The 18,038-nt window shown below is 52.3% G+C and carries 16 protein-coding genes and 1 pseudogene; 11 read left to right on the forward strand and 6 right to left on the reverse strand.

Going from position 1 to position 18,038, the window contains the following annotated elements; all coding sequences use genetic code 11:
• Window position 1 precedes the first annotated feature (1 nt).
• Window positions 2-871, reverse strand: coding sequence for a response regulator (locus HUE57_RS13625; protein WP_236860605.1), 870 nt, complete (start codon window positions 869-871; stop codon window positions 2-4).
• 444 nt (window positions 872-1,315) lie between these two features.
• Between HUE57_RS13625 and HUE57_RS13630 the strand changes: the two genes are divergently transcribed.
• From HUE57_RS13630 to HUE57_RS13655, 6 genes are all read left to right on the forward strand, one after another.
• Window positions 1,316-3,631 carry a diguanylate cyclase domain-containing protein gene (locus HUE57_RS13630; protein ID WP_174673378.1) on the forward strand — a complete coding sequence of 772 codons (2,316 nt, stop codon included), beginning with the start codon at window positions 1,316-1,318 and terminating at the stop codon, window positions 3,629-3,631.
• A gap of 3 nt (window positions 3,632-3,634) precedes the next feature.
• A complete protein-coding gene (locus HUE57_RS13635) occupies window positions 3,635-4,300 on the forward strand; it encodes a putative bifunctional diguanylate cyclase/phosphodiesterase (protein WP_174673379.1) in 666 nt (221 codons plus the stop codon).
• 45 nt (window positions 4,301-4,345) lie between these two features.
• Entirely contained in the window at window positions 4,346-5,188 is an 843-nt protein-coding gene (nfo, locus tag HUE57_RS13640) for a deoxyribonuclease IV (protein ID WP_078482252.1), read from the forward strand.
• 12 nt (window positions 5,189-5,200) lie between these two features.
• Window positions 5,201-5,929, forward strand: a complete 729-nt coding sequence (cmoA, locus tag HUE57_RS13645; RefSeq protein WP_078482251.1) for a carboxy-S-adenosyl-L-methionine synthase CmoA — start codon at window positions 5,201-5,203, stop codon at window positions 5,927-5,929.
• Complete coding sequence (gene cmoB, locus HUE57_RS13650) at window positions 5,926-6,900, forward strand: tRNA 5-methoxyuridine(34)/uridine 5-oxyacetic acid(34) synthase CmoB (RefSeq protein WP_078482250.1); 975 nt, start codon at window positions 5,926-5,928, stop codon at window positions 6,898-6,900. Before cmoA ends, cmoB begins: the two co-directional genes overlap by 4 nt.
• Window positions 6,901-7,263: 363 nt before the next feature.
• Window positions 7,264-7,671: a DUF411 domain-containing protein gene (locus HUE57_RS13655; protein ID WP_078482249.1), complete on the forward strand. Its 408-nt coding sequence runs from the start codon at window positions 7,264-7,266 to the stop codon at window positions 7,669-7,671.
• A gap of 124 nt (window positions 7,672-7,795) precedes the next feature.
• Here HUE57_RS13655 and HUE57_RS13660 read toward each other — a convergent pair whose 3' ends face one another.
• The 3 genes from HUE57_RS13660 to rluC are packed head-to-tail and all read right to left on the reverse strand — an operon-like array spanning window position 7,796 to window position 10,424.
• Entirely contained in the window at window positions 7,796-8,764 is a 969-nt protein-coding gene (locus HUE57_RS13660) for a S49 family peptidase (protein ID WP_078482248.1), read from the reverse strand.
• A 42-nt stretch (window positions 8,765-8,806) separates the two neighbouring features.
• The gene (locus tag HUE57_RS13665; protein WP_420885692.1) at window positions 8,807-9,550 is read right to left on the reverse strand and encodes an HAD family hydrolase; all 744 of its coding nucleotides are present in this window, start codon (window positions 9,548-9,550) and stop codon (window positions 8,807-8,809) included.
• A complete protein-coding gene (gene rluC, locus HUE57_RS13670; RefSeq protein ID WP_078482246.1) occupies window positions 9,468-10,424 on the reverse strand; it encodes a 23S rRNA pseudouridine(955/2504/2580) synthase RluC in 957 nt (318 codons plus the stop codon). Before rluC ends, HUE57_RS13665 begins: the two co-directional genes overlap by 83 nt.
• 505 nt (window positions 10,425-10,929) lie before the next feature.
• Here rluC and rne point away from each other — a divergent pair.
• Window positions 10,930-13,155 (forward strand): ribonuclease E, encoded by a 2,226-nt coding sequence (gene rne, locus HUE57_RS13675; protein ID WP_174673380.1) that lies wholly within the window; start codon window positions 10,930-10,932, stop codon window positions 13,153-13,155.
• Window positions 13,156-13,657: 502 nt separating this feature from the next.
• Here rne and HUE57_RS13680 read toward each other — a convergent pair.
• Window positions 13,658-14,005 (reverse strand): low molecular weight protein-tyrosine-phosphatase, encoded by a 348-nt coding sequence (locus HUE57_RS13680; RefSeq protein WP_320416245.1) that lies wholly within the window; start codon window positions 14,003-14,005, stop codon window positions 13,658-13,660.
• Between the two features lie 283 nt (window positions 14,006-14,288).
• Window positions 14,289-14,741, reverse strand: a complete 453-nt coding sequence (locus tag HUE57_RS19710) for a pilin (protein WP_135621908.1) — start codon at window positions 14,739-14,741, stop codon at window positions 14,289-14,291.
• 547 nt (window positions 14,742-15,288) lie between these two features.
• Here HUE57_RS19710 and HUE57_RS13690 point away from each other — a divergent pair.
• The 4 genes and pseudogenes from HUE57_RS13690 (at window position 15,289) to HUE57_RS13705 (ending at window position 18,038) form a co-directional block, all read left to right on the forward strand.
• Window positions 15,289-15,723, forward strand: coding sequence for a c-type cytochrome (locus HUE57_RS13690; protein ID WP_078482243.1), 435 nt, complete (start codon window positions 15,289-15,291; stop codon window positions 15,721-15,723).
• A 13-nt stretch (window positions 15,724-15,736) separates the two neighbouring features.
• Window positions 15,737-17,128, forward strand: coding sequence for a cbb3-type cytochrome c oxidase subunit I (locus HUE57_RS13695; RefSeq protein WP_078482242.1), 1,392 nt, complete (start codon window positions 15,737-15,739; stop codon window positions 17,126-17,128).
• A gap of 204 nt (window positions 17,129-17,332) precedes the next feature.
• Window positions 17,333-17,761, forward strand: a pseudogene (locus HUE57_RS13700) (cytochrome c oxidase subunit 3); the annotation flags it as partial.
• 4 nt (window positions 17,762-17,765) lie between these two features.
• A complete protein-coding gene (locus HUE57_RS13705) occupies window positions 17,766-18,038 on the forward strand; it encodes a cytochrome C oxidase subunit IV family protein (RefSeq protein ID WP_078482240.1) in 273 nt (90 codons plus the stop codon).

Genomic DNA, 18,038 nt, shown 5'->3' on the forward strand with positions numbered 1-18,038 from the left:
ATTAGCGCCCAATTGATCCTCCTACGCTGTGCAGTTGTGCCTTAGGATTTTCAATCAGAACCAGAATCGATCCACGGCCATCCGATGCCTCACCGATTCGACAGCAGTAGGCTGAAACAGAACCCATCTCACCAAGTTGGAGATGGGTTGGCACTGGGTGATCCACTCGCTCATCTCGAGCAAATAATTTTATCAATTCTGCTGGCATCACATCACTCACCGACTGTCCAACCATCCCACTCGGTCTAGATAGCAGCTGATTTGCCTTTACATTCGCGACTGCAATCGTGCCATCGTCACCGATTCCCATTACAGCTACCGGAAGTTTCTCCAATATCTCCTGAGTGACATCTAGCGCACGCAGATTGATTTGTAGAGTCTCCATCTGCTCCTCAACATCTCGCAGAAGCTCTCGGTTCTTCCCCTCAAGTAGTTCATTGGCGTGTTTCAGCTCAGCAGCCAGACGAACATTCTCACTGGCAAGCTCCTGATGCTGAAAGGCATCTTTTATGTTTTCTCTCAGCAGGTCGTCTTCCCAGGGTTTACTGAGAAAGCGGTAGATTGAGCCATGATTTATGGCATTGGTGACTGAGGAGAGATCAGTATAACCACTTAAAACCATCCGCACGGTCTCTGGATAGAGCTTTCGCACCTCGGCTAAAAACTCAGAGCCCGACATCCCTGGCATGCGCTGATCAGATAGGAGCACGCCAACATCATGCTCCCTCAATATATCAAGACCTGCCTTACCACTATCAGCCGTCAGTATTTTGTATCCATCACGTCGCAGTAGTCGAACCAAGGCTCGGAGGATATTCTCCTCATCGTCGACCAGTAGTAATGTCCTCCCCATAGGGCTCTCCGAGTTCATCAAGCTACTCCGCCAAGTATAGTCAATCAACGGGCTATCACTAGCCGAAATCTGACGTTAAGAACTGTTCTTGTTATTAACAATCTCGCCACAGCTGTTGTAGCGAATACCCGACACAATTAATAATATATTTACAACGACTTATACCACTAAATTAATGTGCACTCTTACCACTATTTTTTGTGTAGTTTTATTGACTACAGCCTTGTAGGTGTAACGACCACGCCTACTAGAGAGACAAGCTGACAAGGGTCATCAAAGCGCATCGTATTGGTGCACCCAGAGAACACGGGACGAAACAGACAAATCCTTATCTCAAACCAGTTCTCGTAACGGTTCTAAGCCACTGTTATTGGTGTAGTATAAGCGTCTAAACTTGCTTCACCCGCTACGCTTACAGGCAATGGAATGCACCAGACAGAACGACATAGGCCGAGTTGCAGCGTGAAATCTTCACTAATCATTCTATTAACCCTCATCACTCTCAGCGCAGCCGCCGAACCACTGCAATTGAGTGATAAGGAGCGCTCCTGGCTCAACAACCATCCAGTCATTAGCATCGGCATTGACCCCGATTGGGCACCCTTTGAATACCGTGACCAGCGGGGCAACTACAGTGGCATGGCGGCAGATTTTATGGCGCTATTACAACAACGACTCGGGGTTAAGATTGAAGCGGCTCGGATAGATAGTTGGTCAGGTGTCATCAAGGCAGCCAAAGATCAGCGCATTGATGGTCTCGCTGCCGCCATGAAGTCCGAGCAACGCAGCCGTTATCTCAGCTTCACCTCCCCCTACCTCAACTTTCCGATGGTCATCCTGACCCGCGTTGATGCACCGTTCCTTGGCGGGATAGATAGCCTGGGAGACATCACCGTCGCGGTGGTCGACGGTTATGTTAGTCATGATTTAATGGAGTCAAACCACCCTGAGCTCCGTCTCGTCCCCTACAAAACTATTCGTGAAGCACTGGACGCCCTCTCGGTGGGAGAGATCGGAGCCTTTATCGGCAATCTCGCCTCGGCTAGTTACGCTATCAATCAGCTTGGCCTCACCAATCTCAAAGTAGCTGCCCACACACCCTACGAATTTGAGCTTGGCATCGGTGTCCGAAAGGATTGGCCAGAACTGCGTTCCATTCTGGAGAAGGGTCTAGCGAGCATTAACGAAGAGGAACGCAAAACAATTATGCGACGCTGGATTCAGCTACAGGTTGATAAAGGCTTCAATCTGCACGAGATCCTGATCGTCGCAATACCCATAGGTTCTGGCATCTTTGTGATTTTACTTGTGGTCGTAATCTGGAACCGACGTCTACAGAAAGAGATCATTGATCGTCAACAGGTTGAAAAGCAACTACGTGAAAGCGAAGAGCAGCTTCTAAGCTCCCAGGCTATTGCTCACATTGGCACATGGGATGTTGACCTCTCTTCAATGACAATGCGTTGGAGCGATGAGTGCTTTGCCATACACGGTACATCCGCTGACGCATACCTACCGGCCTTCGGTACATACAGGGAATTTGTCGTCGATGAAGATCGCGAACTCTTCATGCTCCGAACAGCAGCGGTGATGAAAGGAGAAAAACATGAGGATTCGATCGAATATCGAATCAAACGTCCCGATGGAACAATTCGTCTGCTCAAGGCCTATGGCCAGCTTTTCCTTAATGAGAATAAACAACCGCACCGTTTTATCGGTGTGGTACATGACATCACCGATATTAAGATGACCGAGCAGGCGCTGCGCGACAAATCTCAAACCTTGCAGTCGATACTCGACAACGCACCGATCGGTATCTGGTATCAAAACCGTGACGGCCATCCGCTGTTTGTAAACCAGGACTTTTGTAATGCCCTTGGCGTTCCTGAGTCGAAATTTCTTTCCGCCAACCACTACAGCGCGCTGTTTGATGATGAGGTAATGCAACACAGCATCATCACCGATGCAGAGGCGTTATCGCTGCCTGGGCCTCACAGTTCGAGTGAAAAGATAAAATTCCGTGATGGTGAACTTCACGACCTGGAACTCACCAAGATTCGCACCACTGACGAAAAAAACAACGTCACCGGATTGATCGGTCTGAGCATCGATGTCACCGAAAAACGCAAAAACGAGGCACTTCTTCGCAAGCAGGCCTACTTCGATGAGCTAACCGGGCTGCCGAACCGTACTCAACTGATGCAGCAGCTCAACAAGTCACTTTCACAGGCGCGTCGTCACGATGTTTATTCAGCCCTGCTCTTCTTTGACCTCGACAATTTCAAGATCATTAACGATTCACTCGGTCACCACGCCGGTGACGAATTACTGATCGAAATCGGTGAGCGACTGAAAAATATCGTGCGTGAGGAGGATACCGTCGCCCGCCTCGGTGGTGATGAGTTTGTCATTATCGCCAGCGAGCTGGAGCGCGATCCTCAGGTCTCTGCTGATCAGGCGCAACAGGTGGCCCTCAAAGTCCAGGAAATTCTGCAGCAGCCCTTTATGCTCAGCGAGCACGAACACCATCTCACCTTCAGTATTGGTATCAGCATGTTTCCGATCGAAAACGAGGATATCAACGACATCCTCAAGCATGCAGATACCGCTATGTACCGCGCCAAAGAGCTGGGTAAAAACCGTATCAGCTTCTTCCTGCCCAGTATGCAGCAGGCTGCTGAAGAGCGTCTCTACCTACAGAATCAACTTCGACAGGCAAGTATCAAGAATCAGCTGAGCTGGTATATCAACCTCAGTTCAACGTTGACCACCAACTAATCGGTGCCGAGAGCCTGCTGCGCTGGAATCACCCTGAGATGGGGGGGCATCTCTCCCGCTCGATTTATCCCGCTCGCTGAGGAGTCGGGACTAATTATCGATATCGGGATTTGGGTACTTCGTGAGGCGTGTTGCAGACTCAAACAGTGGAACATCGATGGCATTCGGCTGCCAATGGTGTCGGTCAACGTCAGTCCACGCCAGTTCCACCAGAGTGATTTTGTCGACCAGATCAAGTCAATCATCAAAGAGAGCGAGATCGATCCACGCCTGTTGGAGCTGGAGCTCACTGAAGGAATACTGGTCGAGAATGCCACCGAGGTCTCGGCGAAGATGCAGACACTCAAGCGTATGGGCGTACGCTTTGCCATCGATGACTTCGGCACCGGCTACTCCTCACTGGCCTACCTCAAACGGATGCCTCTAGACCGGCTTAAGATCGACCAATCCTTTGTACGTGATATCACTACTGACACCAGCGATGCTCTGATCGTCGAGACCATTATCTCCATGGCGAGTCATCTCGAATTAGAGGTTATCGCGGAGGGGGTAGAGTACGAAAATGAGTTAAATTTCCTGCGTGACAAGGGGTGTCTCAACTATCAGGGCTACTACTTCAGCAAGCCCCTCTCTCGCGCTGACTTTGATCAGCTACTCAATGAGAGCTAAAGTAGCCTCCATTTTTCAGCAATAGTTTCAATTCGGAGTCCATTCGTGAAATATATCGGAGCCCATGTGAGCGCCAGCGGCGGTGTTGAGAATGCACCGCTTAATGCCGAGAAGATCGGAGCAAAGGCCTTTGCCCTCTTCACCAAGAACCAGCGTCAGTGGAAGGCCAAGCCTCTCACTGAGAAGAGCATCAACGCCTTCAAAGAGAACCTCGACAAAGTCGGTATCGCCCCCGAGCATGTACTGCCGCACGACAGCTACCTGATCAACCTGGGCCACGCCGAACCTGAAGCGCTAACCAAGTCGCGCGACGCCTTTCTTGATGAGATGCAACGCTGCGAACAGCTCGGACTCAAACTGCTCAATTTCCACCCCGGCGCCCACCTGGGAAAGATCAGCGAAGAGCAGAGCCTTGCCATCGTCTCAGAGTCGATCAACGTCACACTGGAACAGTCAAACGATGTCGTGGCCGTAATTGAAAACACCGCCGGTCAGGGCACCACACTCGGCTACAGCTTCGACCATCTCGCTGCGATCATTGATGGCGTTGAGGATAAGTCACGTGTTGGTGTCTGTCTCGATACCTGTCACACCTTCACCGCCGGTTACGACCTGCGTACCGAAGAGGCGTGTGAGAAGACCTTTAACGAATTCGACAAACTGGTCGGTTTTAAATATCTACGCGGCATGCACCTCAATGACTCCAAACCAGAACTCGGTTCACGTGTCGATCGCCACCACAGCCTTGGTATGGGTCACATCGGCTGGGAGTGTTTCCGCTACATCATGAACAACGATAACTTCAATGATATTCCTATGGTTCTGGAGACGATCGATGACACCATCTGGGATCAGGAGATTCGCGAGCTCTACGCCCTTGAGGCCTGACAGCTACCGCTCATGAGTCAGCGCGACGCTATATTTAACCAACCGCAATCGATGATCGTCGACTTTCAATTCGACGAGAATGTCGCTTCGGTCTTTCCCGATATGATTCGCCGCTCGGTCCCTGGCTATGGGGAGATTATTGCCCTGCTCGGCCTCTTCGCCGAGCAGTACGTTACCGATGGCAGCAAGATCTACGATCTCGGCTGCTCGCTCGGAGCAGCGACACTTTCACTCCGTCGACGTATCAAGGCGAGTGACTGTCGAATCATCGCCATTGATAACTCTGAGGCGATGACCGAACGATGCCATGAGAATGTTGATCATGATCTGGCTGCGACACCGGTGGAGATTCACTGTGCCGACATTCGTCAAGTCGAGATCAACAATGCCTCACTGGTAGTGATTAACTTCACCCTGCAGTTCCTCCCCCCAGATGAGCGACTTGAGCTGTTACAGAAGATCCACCGGGGACTCAACCCGGGCGGCGTTCTGGTTCTATCCGAAAAGCTCCATTTCAATGAGAGCGAGATTGCACGTTTTCATGAACAGATGCATATCGCCTTTAAACGCGCCAACGGCTACTCGGAGCTTGAGATCAGTCAAAAACGCGCCGCACTGGAACAGGTATTGATTCCTGACACCTTTGAGCTTCACCAACAGCGACTTTCTACGGCAGGCTTTAGTTGCAGCGAGCAGTGGTTTCAAGCCTTTAACTTCACCTCTCTGATTGCCTTCAAATGAATTTTTCACCGTTCGGTTATGAACACCTGTTTGCGTGGATGGCAGACTCATCACTTGCGCACTGGCTCGATAGCGTGCCACAGAAGTCTGAGGATAAATTAGCCCGTCACGGTGACCTGCCACGCTGGTTGGCCGCACTGGAGGCGCTACCCAAACTCTCCCCTTCACACATCGATCTGAGCAAAGCCTGTATCGAGATCGGTTACGGCAATGAGTTGACTGAAGCGACTCGAAAGGAGATTCGCGAAACGTTGCTGGCATTCCATCCATGGCGCAAAGGTCCCTTCTGCCCCTACGGCATCCATATCGACACCGAGTGGCGCTCGGACTGGAAGTGGGCGCGCATTGAGGATGCAATCGACCTCAAAGAAAAAACCGTGCTTGATGTCGGCTCCGGCAACGGCTATTACGGTTGGCGCATGCTGGGTGCCGGGGCCGAGCGAGTGATCGGCATCGATCCAACCATCAGTTACGTGATGCAGTACACCGCCATGCGCCATTTTATTGGTGAACGGGCAATGCACATATTACCGCTTAAACTTGACGAGATACCCGAAGGCAACAAGAGCTTCGACACTGTCTTTTCGATGGGCGTTATCTATCATCGCAAAGATCACATGGAACACATCGAGCAACTCATACAGCACCTTAAACCAGGCGGCCAGTTAATCATTGAGGGACTGGTAATTGAATGTCATCAAGGTGAGTTGCTCCACCCCAACGGACGTTACGCCAAGATGAAAAACGTCCACACTCTACCCTCCCCTGCCACATTGATGTTATGGCTGGAGAAGGCTGGGCTCTCAAACATAGAGCTCATTGATGTCAGTCCCACCACGGCTGATGAGCAGCGTCGTACCGAGTGGATGCACTTTGAATCGATGGCCAACTATCTCGATCCAGACAATCCAAACAAAACCGTAGAGGGCCATCCAGCACCAATTCGTGCCATCGTTTCCGCCTCGCTTTAATCATACAAATACCCTTGCTCACATCACGGCAGATTTATTCCAATTCCAAATCGTATATACCCTAATTGACAAAAACATCCGATCGGTAGATGTTGGTCAATATGCTTCAATTAATGAACAAGATAGTCACCACCACCGATTATCAGCAGTCACACATGTGTGATTTTTTCTCCACACAAAGGGTTGATAGAGCTGCAATACGTATCTCTTACAGCTCCACCACAGACTCTAACCATTTCGACATACTTCTACCTATCTGAAGGTAACCCCGTCGACTCGAGGAACAGACATGAATCGGAACAAAGCTTCACGCATTTTTTTCTATGTTTTATTCAAATTAATATCATTATTGTTGCGACAGTAATGTTTCTTCTCTCTTCGTCACTACTCACCACAGCAGAGGCCACAGAAATCAACATCTACAATAGTCCAAGCTGTGGTTGCTGTTACGGCTGGTCTGCACATATGGAAAATAATGGCTATACCGTCACCAGCCACAACCAGCACAATATGCAGCCGATAAAAAATGTGCTTGGCATACCGACTGAAGTCCAGTCGTGTCATACGGCCAAGATTGGAGGCTATATTATTGAAGGGCATGTGCCCGCGAGCGACATCAAACGTTTGTTAGTAGAGCGTCCAGAGATTCGCGGACTCGCCGTACCAGGAATGCCGATGGGCTCTCCTGGCATGGAGGGCAGTAGAAAAGATGCCTATAACGTAGTCACCATTGAGAAAAACGGAGAGAGCCGTATATACGCCAGCCACTAGCAATCGATGGAGCTAGTCGACTATGTTTCTGAATATAGGCTCATCAACAGGTGAGGCGCATTATAAAAAAGCCACGATAGAGACGGTCTCTATCGTGGCCTAGTTGGACTACTTATAACGAGTTCTACTGAAGCTTCAGACCACCTACCTGATTAGTGATGGCATTAGCCATAGAGCTTCCAAGACGATCACTGAAGCGCTTTAACAGCGTCTCCTTGGGTGTGAAGTCAACAATATCTGCCTCGCCAATCACCTCGCGTGCCACATAACCCGCGCTACCAAGCTTATCAACCAGTCCCATCTCAACCGCTTGAGCACCGGTCCAGAGTAGACCCGAGAAGAGTTTATCGTTCTCTTTCAGACGCTCACCGCGCCCCGTTTTCACCGTGTCGATAAACTGACCGTGAATATCGGTCAGTAGTGTCTCTATATGAGCCACCTCATCCTCATTCTCAGGAGAGAAGGGATCGAGGAAACCTTTATGCTCGCCAGCAGTATAGAGTCGGCGTTCAACACCAAGATTGTCGAGCGTGTTCACAAAACCAAAGCCGTTCATGATCACACCGATCGATCCAACAATGCTCGCCTTGTCAGCGTAAATCTCATCTGCAGCTACGGCAACGTAATAGCCTCCCGAGGCACAGATATCGGAAATAACCGCATAGAAGGGAGTATCGGGGTACTTCTCGCGTAGGCGCACGATCTCATCGTTGATATAACCCGACTGTACCGGGCTGCCACCGGGACTGTTGATACGCAGAATCACACCGGCGGTGTTCTCATCCTCGAAGGCATCACGCAGTCCGGTGACGATGTTGTCGGCACTCGCCTTGCTACCCGCCGCGATCACACCCTCTAGCTCTACCAGAGCGGTATGCTTCTCGTCTTTTAGCGTAGCGCCCTCCTGCAACGATGGTACCGAGAGGAACAGTAGCCCCACCAGATAGAGCACCAACAATAGTTTGAAGAAGATCCCCCAGCGTCTGGCACGTCGCTGCTCATTGATCGATGCAAAGGCGAGACGATTGAGCAGATCCCGCTCCCACCCCTCACTATTCTGATCCGCCACGTTCTTCTCGATCTTGTTAAACATTAGCTTTCCTTGAAATCAATATTTTAGAAATTGGATTGTTTCTCAGGCACTCTTACTCAGCTCATCAGAGAGCCACGAATGGAGATCGGCAACACGATCGAGGCATCCGAGTGGATTATGGCTCACCAGTCGATCACAGCTGTGAACACCATGACTGACGCCCACCGAGCCGACTCCGGCACGGTTAGCCATGTCTAGATCGAACTCGCTATCGCCAATCATCAACGTCTGCTCAGGCAGACAGTCAAGTTCGTTCATAATTTGTTCCAGCATCAACGGGTGGGGCTTTGAACGGGTTTCATCAGAACAGCGTGTGGTGTGAAAGTGCGCGCCCATGCCGGTCTCATTGAGTACTTTATCGAGACCTGTTCGTCCCTTACCTGTCGCCACGGCCAGCAGATAGCCACTAGAGCGGAGCTGCTCAAGCAGAATATCAACATCGTCAAAGAGATCAGCCACCGTCACATCGGCAGAGAGGAAATGGTGTCGATAGCGATCAGCCATCACCTGCGCAAATTCAGGTTCACGACCGGGATAGAGCGTCTCGACCGCTTCATGCAGCCCTAGACCAATAATGTCCCTGATCTGTTGACCTGTACGCGGCTCTAATTCGAGATCGCCGATGGCGGCCCTCATGCAGTAGAGGATCTGGTCAACGGAGTCCATCAAGGTTCCGTCCCAGTCAAATATTAGAAGTTTGTAACTATTCATCGTCATTGAGTCTATCAACCAGCTGCTGTAGTTCACCATCCAGTGGTGCTTCGATTGTGATCGGCTTCTCATCATCACCGAGCGTAAAACTCAGTCTGTAGGCGTGCAGAAAGAGTCGTTTAAGCCCCCGCTCACGCAATGCACCATTAAACGTCTCATCGCCATACTTCGTATCACCCGCGATAGGGTGGCCCACATGGGCGGCGTGGACCCTGATTTGATGGGTACGACCGGTTCCCAGTTCAACCTCTACCAGGCTAGCCCTCTGCATAATCTGCCGCGGGATAAAGCGACTATCGGCCGCCTTGCCCTGCGGATCGACCCGTACCACCCGCTCACCACTCTTGAGGCTATTTTTCAGTAGCGGTGCATCGATCTTCCGTGCCCCACCCCGCCACCGTCCCATTAGCAGGGCCAGATAACGTTTATCGATGCCACCCGTGCGCATTAGCTCATGGAGTCGGCGCAGCGCTGAGCGCTTCTTCGCGATCAGCAGACAGCCTGAAGTCTCACGATCGAGCCGGTGTACCAGCTCCAGATAAGGGGCATCGGGTCGTATTGCGCGTAGCGCTTCAATCACACCGAAACTAAGACCACTGCCCCCATGAACCGCCATGCCGCTCGGTTTGTTGAGCACCAGCACCCGCTTATCTTCGAACAGCACACGTCCTTCGAGCCAGTCGAGACTTCCCGGTTTGATCTTCGTCTCGCCCTCTTTACTGCTAGTTCGAATAGGCGGAATACGCACAATATCACCGACGTTCAGACGATATGTCGGCTTGATGCGGCCTTTATTAACTCGCACCTCACCCTTGCGCAGGATTCGGTATATACGGCTTTTGGGTACTCCCTTGAGCTCACGCAACAGATAATTGTCGATGCGCTGCCCCGCCTCCTCCTCGGAAACGGTCTGCTCTCGGACTCGATTATGGACAACCTCGCTATTCATCGCGCCGATAATAGCAGCTTCAACCCTCCCATTTCATCGGAATATTAGAAATCTAATTTCACAATAGCTTAGAGATACCCCCATCCATTGATGCCCTTTCATATCGCTGATATAGTGGGTCGCGTTTGTTCTAAAAGCCCTAGACCAGCACGCCAACCAAGGCGCGGTCTTCAGCCAAGACAAGCTTTCCCGGATTGGGTCCTGCACAAGCTTTTATCAGGTGCCGGTTCCAATCCATCAACAAGGTGATTCGGAACACCAAAAAATTCGTAACCGAGAATGATATCCGCCCATGCCAGAAGGCATCGGCAACAAACTATATATATGTACAGCTACGCTCCCCTATTTATCGCACTGCTCCACCGGCTAGGGCTCTTTATTGAGACCGGCATCGCTACGCATTGTCATCGGGTCGACGAGATCGTCCCAGTGCTGCCGTGTCACGAAGCCCCAAGCCTGAGAAGCCTGCGCCTGAACAGGGTTGAGCATCTAAGAGATCCTGAATATGAAACGATTACTGGTGAATGCCACGCAGCCCGAAGAGCTGCGCGTGGCCATCGTGGATGGCCAACGTCTTTACGACCTCGATATCGAGACCGCAACAAGGGAACAGAAAAAATCGAATATCTACAAGGGTAGAGTTACCCGAGTAGAGCCCAGCCTTGAGGCTGCGTTTATCGATTACGGCGCTGAGCGCCACGGCTTCCTCCCCCTCAAAGAGATCGCACGCAGCTACTTCGCTGAAGAAGCCACCTCGGGTGGTGGGCGCGTCAACATTAAGGATGCGATCAAAGAGGGGCAGGAAGTTGTTGTCCAGATCGAAAAAGAGGAGCGCGGCAACAAGGGCGCTGCGCTAACTACCTTTATTAGTCTTGCGGGCCGTTTTCTGGTCCTGATGCCCAACAATCCCCGTGCGGGCGGTGTCTCACGCCGTATCGAAGGTGAGGATCGCAGCGAACTGCGCGATGCGATGAGTCAGCTTGAAATTCCAGAAGGAATGGGACTGATCGTGCGCACCGCCGGTGTTGGACGTTCTGCCGAGGAGCTGCAGTGGGACCTCGACTACCTGATCAATCTCTGGACTGCGATCGAGAAGGCCGCTTCTGAGCGCGCCGCCTCATTCCTGATCTATCAGGAGAGCAACGTCATTATCCGCGCGCTGCGTGACAACATGCGTGGTGATGTGGGTGAGATTCTGGTCGACGACCAGGCCACCTACGACGAGGCACATGAGTTCATGTCCCACGTCATGCCGAACAACCTCTCCAAACTCAAGCTCTATCAGAATGCCGTCCCCCTCTTCACGCGCTATCAGATCGAGTCACAGATCGAGACCGCCTTCAATCGTGAGGTTCGTCTCCCTTCGGGCGGCTCCATCGTCATCGACCCGACCGAGGCACTGATCTCTATCGATATCAACTCGGCTCGCGCCACCAAAGGTAGCGATATCGAGGAGACGGCCCTCAATACTAACGTCGAAGCGGCCGATGAGATCGCCCGTCAGCTACGACTGCGCGATATTGGCGGCCTGATCGTTATCGACTTCATCGACATGAGCCCAACCCGTAACCAACGTGAGGTTGAGAATCGCCTCCGTGACGCACTGAAGATGGACCGCGCACGCGTGCAGGTCGGTCGTATCTCACGCTTCGGTCTGCTGGAGATGTCACGTCAACGTCTGCGCCCCTCACTGGGTGAATCGAGTCAGGATGTCTGCCCGCGCTGTAGCGGTCAGGGTACGGTACGTGGCGTTGAATCACTGGCTCTCGCGGTGCTGAGACTCTTTGAAGAGAACGCGATGAAGGAGAAGACCGGGCAGTTACAGGCGCAGCTACCAGTCGACGTTGCCACCTTCCTGCTCAATGAGAAGCGTGATGCAATCAGCACTGTTGAAAAGCGTTACGGCGTTGCATTACTGATTATTCCTAATCCCAATATGCAGACACCACAGTACGAGGTGACCCGCATCCGCAGCCACGAGATGCCTGAGCAGAGCGATGCTAGCTATAAAATGGCAACCGCTGCTGAAGAGGAGGCCCCGGTCGCCAAGCGAGTCGAGGAGAAGGTCACTCTCGAAGAGCCTGCAGTCAAACGAATCAATCAGACAGCACCCAAACCAGAAGCGAAGAAGATCGAACCTGTCGAACAACCGAGCAGCCCCGGCATTATTCGTCGTCTCTTCTCCAACCTCTTCTCACCCGCCAAACCCGAGGTAAAAGAGGAAGAGGAGAAGAAGAGTCGCCCAAGCAGAAATCGTGGCGGCCGACGTAACTCAGGCCGAGGCGAAGGTGATTCTGGACGCGGCCAGCAGCGCAACCGCGGCCAGGGTGGCAATCGTAACAAGGGTGACGAGAAGCGTGGCCAGGGTAAACCGCAAGGACAGAGGGATAACAAGGAGAAGCAGAGCGCGAAGAAAGTAGAGAGCGCCGATGGCCAGCCAAAAAATGACGCACAGAACGAAGCTCGTCCACAGAAGGAGGGCTCCGGCTCACGTCGTGGTCGTCGCGGAGGACGTCGTCGTCGTGGCGGTGGTGGAAACACCCAGAACAAGAACGAAGAGAACAGCCAGAGCAGCGAGAACAGTAACGAGCAGCCACAACAATCGTCGAATAAACCTGCCGACACTGAGAAACCAGCTCGCGACAATAAACCCAAGCGTAACGACAGCGCCGCCGGAATCAAACAGGAGAGCGAGCAATGCTGCCGCAGCAAGGTAGGTAGAAGCACGTAGCTCACCCCTCAGGCACAGCGCTGCGAGTAAGCGCAGCAGCGTGAAAACGTGATGAGAAACCGAAGGAGCAGGCACCACAGCCAAAGGCCGCCGAGAAACCAGCTCCAACGGAATCGAAACCTGAGGTAGCTCCAGCAAAACCAAAGCAGGAGAGTGAAAAACCTAAACCTGCCGCTGAAGCGCCGAAGGTAAGCACTCCAAAGAGTGAAGCTCCAAGGCCGACACACCTAAAGCTGACACTCCCAAGAGCACGACACCTAAGGCTGAGCCAGTTAGAGTGAAGCACCAAAGGCAGAGACAGCCAAGAGTGAGAAACCAGCTGTTGCACCTTCCCCTTCTGCAGCACCGACATCAGGCAGAGATAAGGGCGAAGCTAACCTCAATAGGAACGACAAAGCAAAAGCCAGCGTAAACCAAACGCGGGCTTTTCACCATATCTATTGACGAGCTACCACTTCCGACGCGATTATAGATATCCTTTAACAATCCCTCACTCGCCGCCTCAACCAGGTCGAGCATGCTCAAAACCGCTGTGACCGCCGTAGTAGGGATCAGGCACCTCAGTTTCACTCACCTGGGGTGCAAACTCGAGAAACATCTTGACCCGGTGTTCCTGACCGGCAGGACAGATCGCAATCAAGTCATCGTAGTTACTGCTATCCATCGCCAGGATGTAGTCGAACTGGTGAAAGTCATCCGGCTTCACCGTTCTCGCCCTGAGCGGACTGAGATCAAAACCTCGTCTACCTGCCGCCTCCTCGGCTCGCCCATCGGGTCCCTTACCAACGTGATAGGCATGCGTGCCCGCAGAGTCGATCTCAATTGACTCCTCTTGGCCATCACGACTCACCTAATGAAGGAGCACTTCGCCGTTGGTGAACGACGATTTGCCCATACATACAAACAGTACTTCTTTACAACTTTTCATACAACCTATATAATGCGGTTCATCTTCATGGCCGATCAACATGAGGTTTTGCAACCATGCATCGGACGCACTGCCTCATCTCACCTGATGCTTTCAACGATGGTTTATCAACCAGCGCGGTAGCGCAAAGTAACCACAGGATGCTGCACCGTTGGTTTCCAATGGCGACAGCAACTATACCAGTTACTTGAGCCGTTAAAACGCATCAACAGCCTGAGGTAGTGCGGGATATTGCAGGGTAGTTGCCTGGTGTTGAATCGTCATAGACGTAGGTAGCCTGACAGTCACCAGGGGTAGGCGCCCCCTTTTTCTGGAATGAGATGGTGTCTGCAACAGTTGTGACGATATCAAAACCACTCAGATCGACAATCGTTGTACCGATTCCTGCAGAAGTAGGCTGTGCAAACCCATTGCTCACATCAATAGTGCTGGGCCCAATATCCAGAGTTGTCGAGGCACCGGTTGTCTCTTTTGCCAGAGCCAGCGCATGAACCATGTCGGATGAGGCCCTCAAACTTCCCTCCAATCCCTCTACAACCGAAATCCGCGCCTCTTTGTCGAGTTCCATATATTTGGGCACTGCATAGGCCGCCAATATTCCCAAAATAACAATCACAATCACTAACTCGATCAAAGTGAAACCAGTCTGCCTGCTCATGACATTTCCCCCAATTAATAGCAACGTAATAAACACACACTCCCTATATGTATATTAGCAGCTGACCACCTGTTTGGGAGAGCAGGCTATTGATACTGTGAGGCATCGAGGCAGCCATGCCTACCACTGAGCGCTACCGCATCTCTCCAATCTGACGCGTCAAAATTTTCAACTCAGCTTCGACCGCCTCGGTTCATTTCATTCGCTCGTTGCGCACCTCCACTTCGCAGACGCTGTTTCATATGGCATCGTCATACCAGGTTGGCATTCCGACTGCGACACACTCCGCATCAGGGTTCGCACCTTGAAACCCACCGCTACCGTAAACGATACTCACTTAACGAATGTTGATGCCCCCTCATGGACTCGTACACATTTCAGCCTCTAGCCCTCTAAACTCGCTGAGCGATAGCCATAAATACGACCGGCCAGCAGCATTTGTTCCCACTCTGTTTTCTGACCATTGACGTAGGTCAATGCCCTTTGCACGTTGAAAAGGGATAAAGCAGCCTAGCAAAAACAAACGACACTAGAGGGGTGCCAATCAATGAGCGAAACGTTCACAAAATCGATGGCCAGAAACATATTTTATGGAGGGAGTCTCTTCTTCTTCCTGCTGTTTCTGGCTCTAACCTTCGACACCATGGGGTCACTACCCCAGCGAGATAATCGTGAAAACCTTACCCCGCAGGTGGCGTTAGGTAAGACGGTCTGGGAGGAGAATAACTGCATCGGTTGTCACACCCTTCTCGGCGAAGGTGCCTACTTCGCTCCAGAGCTGGGTAACGTCTACACACGCTTTGGCAACAGTAAAGAAGCGATCATCGGCTTCATCAAGAGCCGTCCTGCCGAGGGCATTCCCGGACGCCGCAGCATGCCGCAGTTCAATCTCTCTGATGAGGAGCTAGAGGCTATCGCCGAGTTCCTGAAGTACACCTCAGAGATCAACACTGCTGGCTGGCCGCCAAACATTCAGGGTTAAGGGAGAAATAGAGATGCAATATCAGTCACAATCCGTCGCCAAGCCCTACTTCATTGCGGCTATCGGCCTTTTCATCGGTCAGATCCTTTTCGGTCTGATCCTTGGATTGCAGTATGTCATGGGAGACTTCCTCTTCCCTGAGATCCCCTTCAACGTGGCCCGCATGGTCCACACCAACCTGCTGATCGTCTGGTTACTGTTTGGCTTTATGGGTGCCGCCTACTATCTGGTGCCCGAGGAGTCGGAGACCGAACTGTTCAGTCCTAAACTGGCACTGGGTCTGTTCTGGATCTTCCTCATTGCCGGTGCACTGACCATTCTCGGTTACCTGCTGGTGCCCTACTCGGGTCTGGCACAGATGACCGGCAACGCACTGCTACCCACCATGGGCCGTGAGTTCCTCGAGCAACCAACCATTACCAAGATCGGTATCGTGATTGTTGCCCTTGGCTTCCTCTTCAATATCGCTATGACGGTACTGAAGGGTCGTAAGACAGTCGTCTCGCTGGTGATGCTGATCGGTCTGGTTGGTCTGGCGGTCTTCTTCCTCTTCGCCTTCTACAATCCTGACAACCTGGTCAAGGACAAGTTCTTCTGGTGGTGGACCGTTCACCTCTGGGTAGAGGGCGTCTGGGAGCTGATCCTCGGTTCAATCCTCGCCTTCGTCCTGATCAAGGTCACCGGCGTGGATCGCGAGATCATCGAGAAGTGGCTCTACATCATCATCGCCATGACCCTGATCACCGGCATCGTCGGTACCGGTCACCACTACTTCTGGATCGGAACACCGGAGTACTGGCAGTGGTGGGGCTCAATCTTCTCCGCACTGGAGCCGATTCCCTTCTTCATGATGACCATCTTCGCCTTCAACATGGTGAACAAGCGTCGCCGCGAGCACCCCAACAAGGTTGCAACCCTGTGGGCACTCGGTACTGCGGTCATGGCGTTCCTCGGCGCAGGCGTATGGGGCTTCCTCCACACCCTCGCACCGGTGAACTTCTACACCCACGGTACGCAGATCACAGCAGCACACGGCCACATGGCCTTCTACGGTGCCTACGTGATGATCGTGTTGACGATGATCTCCTACGCGATGCCGATGCTGCGAGGTCGTGCAGCGGCCAACAGCGCCAAATCGCAGGTACTGGAGATGTGGTCGTTCTGGCTGATGACGGTGGCAATCGTCTTCATCACCCTGTTCCTCACCGGTGCTGGCATCCTGCAGGTTTGGCTGCAGCGTCTACCAGAGACAGGGGCGATGTCCTTCATGCAGGCCCAGGACAACATCGCCATCTTCTACTGGCTGCGTGAGATTGCCGGACTGGTCTTCATCGTCGGACTCGGTTGTTATGTTGCCAGCTTCTTTGTTGGCAGCGATGAGGCTGAGGCGACTACCGTTTCATAAGTTACTTTGGGACGCGAAGGCCCTCCCCATTTTATCTTAAAGCAGTAATCCCTAATGTTTTGGCATCACACTACTCGCCAGCGCTCACCTGCAGAGCAACTCGAACTCTTGACTTCGCATCTGATTTTCATTTGACGCGCTACTGGTTTTGGCGTCTTTTCCGCCTAGCCTTACTCGACTAGGCAAATCGAACCTTCCACCTACCAACAGCAGCTCAATCAGAGCGCCGGCCTGATCAATACCCTGGCGCTGATCACCAGTAGCTACTTTGTGGTACGTGCCGTTGCTGCGATCCGTGAGGGATCAGCGCAACACTGCAGCCGCTGGCTGTTGGCCGCTATCGCAATGGGTGGAGTGTTTATTGCCGTAAAGGTATTCGAGTATGCACACCACATATCCGAGGGCATCAACCTCAGCACCAATACCTTCTACATGTTCTACCTCTCGCTCACCTTCTTCCATTTCATGCATGTCATCATGGGGATGGTGATACTCGCTGCCGTGCTGCTTAAGGCGCGTCGTGGCGGTTACAGTGCCGATGAACATACCGGTGTCGAAACCGGCGCATCCTACTGGCACATGGTCGATCTGGTCTGGCTGATCCTCTTCCCGCTCATCTATGTGATGCGCTGAGCCGATGATGTCTATACTCAAACCACGCCCCTGTACCGTGATCTGGCTACTGCTGATGGTGTTGACGCTGATCACCTACTCGGCTGCCCCATTCGGCCTGAGTAGCCAGCAGCTGGTACTGGCCGTACTGCTGATTGCGCTGCTCAAGGCGCAGCTGGTGGTCGATTTCTTTATGGGCGTGCGCCACGCGCGTGCTGGCTGGCGACTGCTCATGGGTGGCTACCTACTGCTGCTTGGTGCACTGATCACCAGCGCCTTTCTACTGACAACCGCTTAA

Origin of the sequence: Candidatus Reidiella endopervernicosa (genome assembly GCF_013343005.1) — a bacterium.
Lineage (GTDB): Bacteria > Pseudomonadota > Gammaproteobacteria.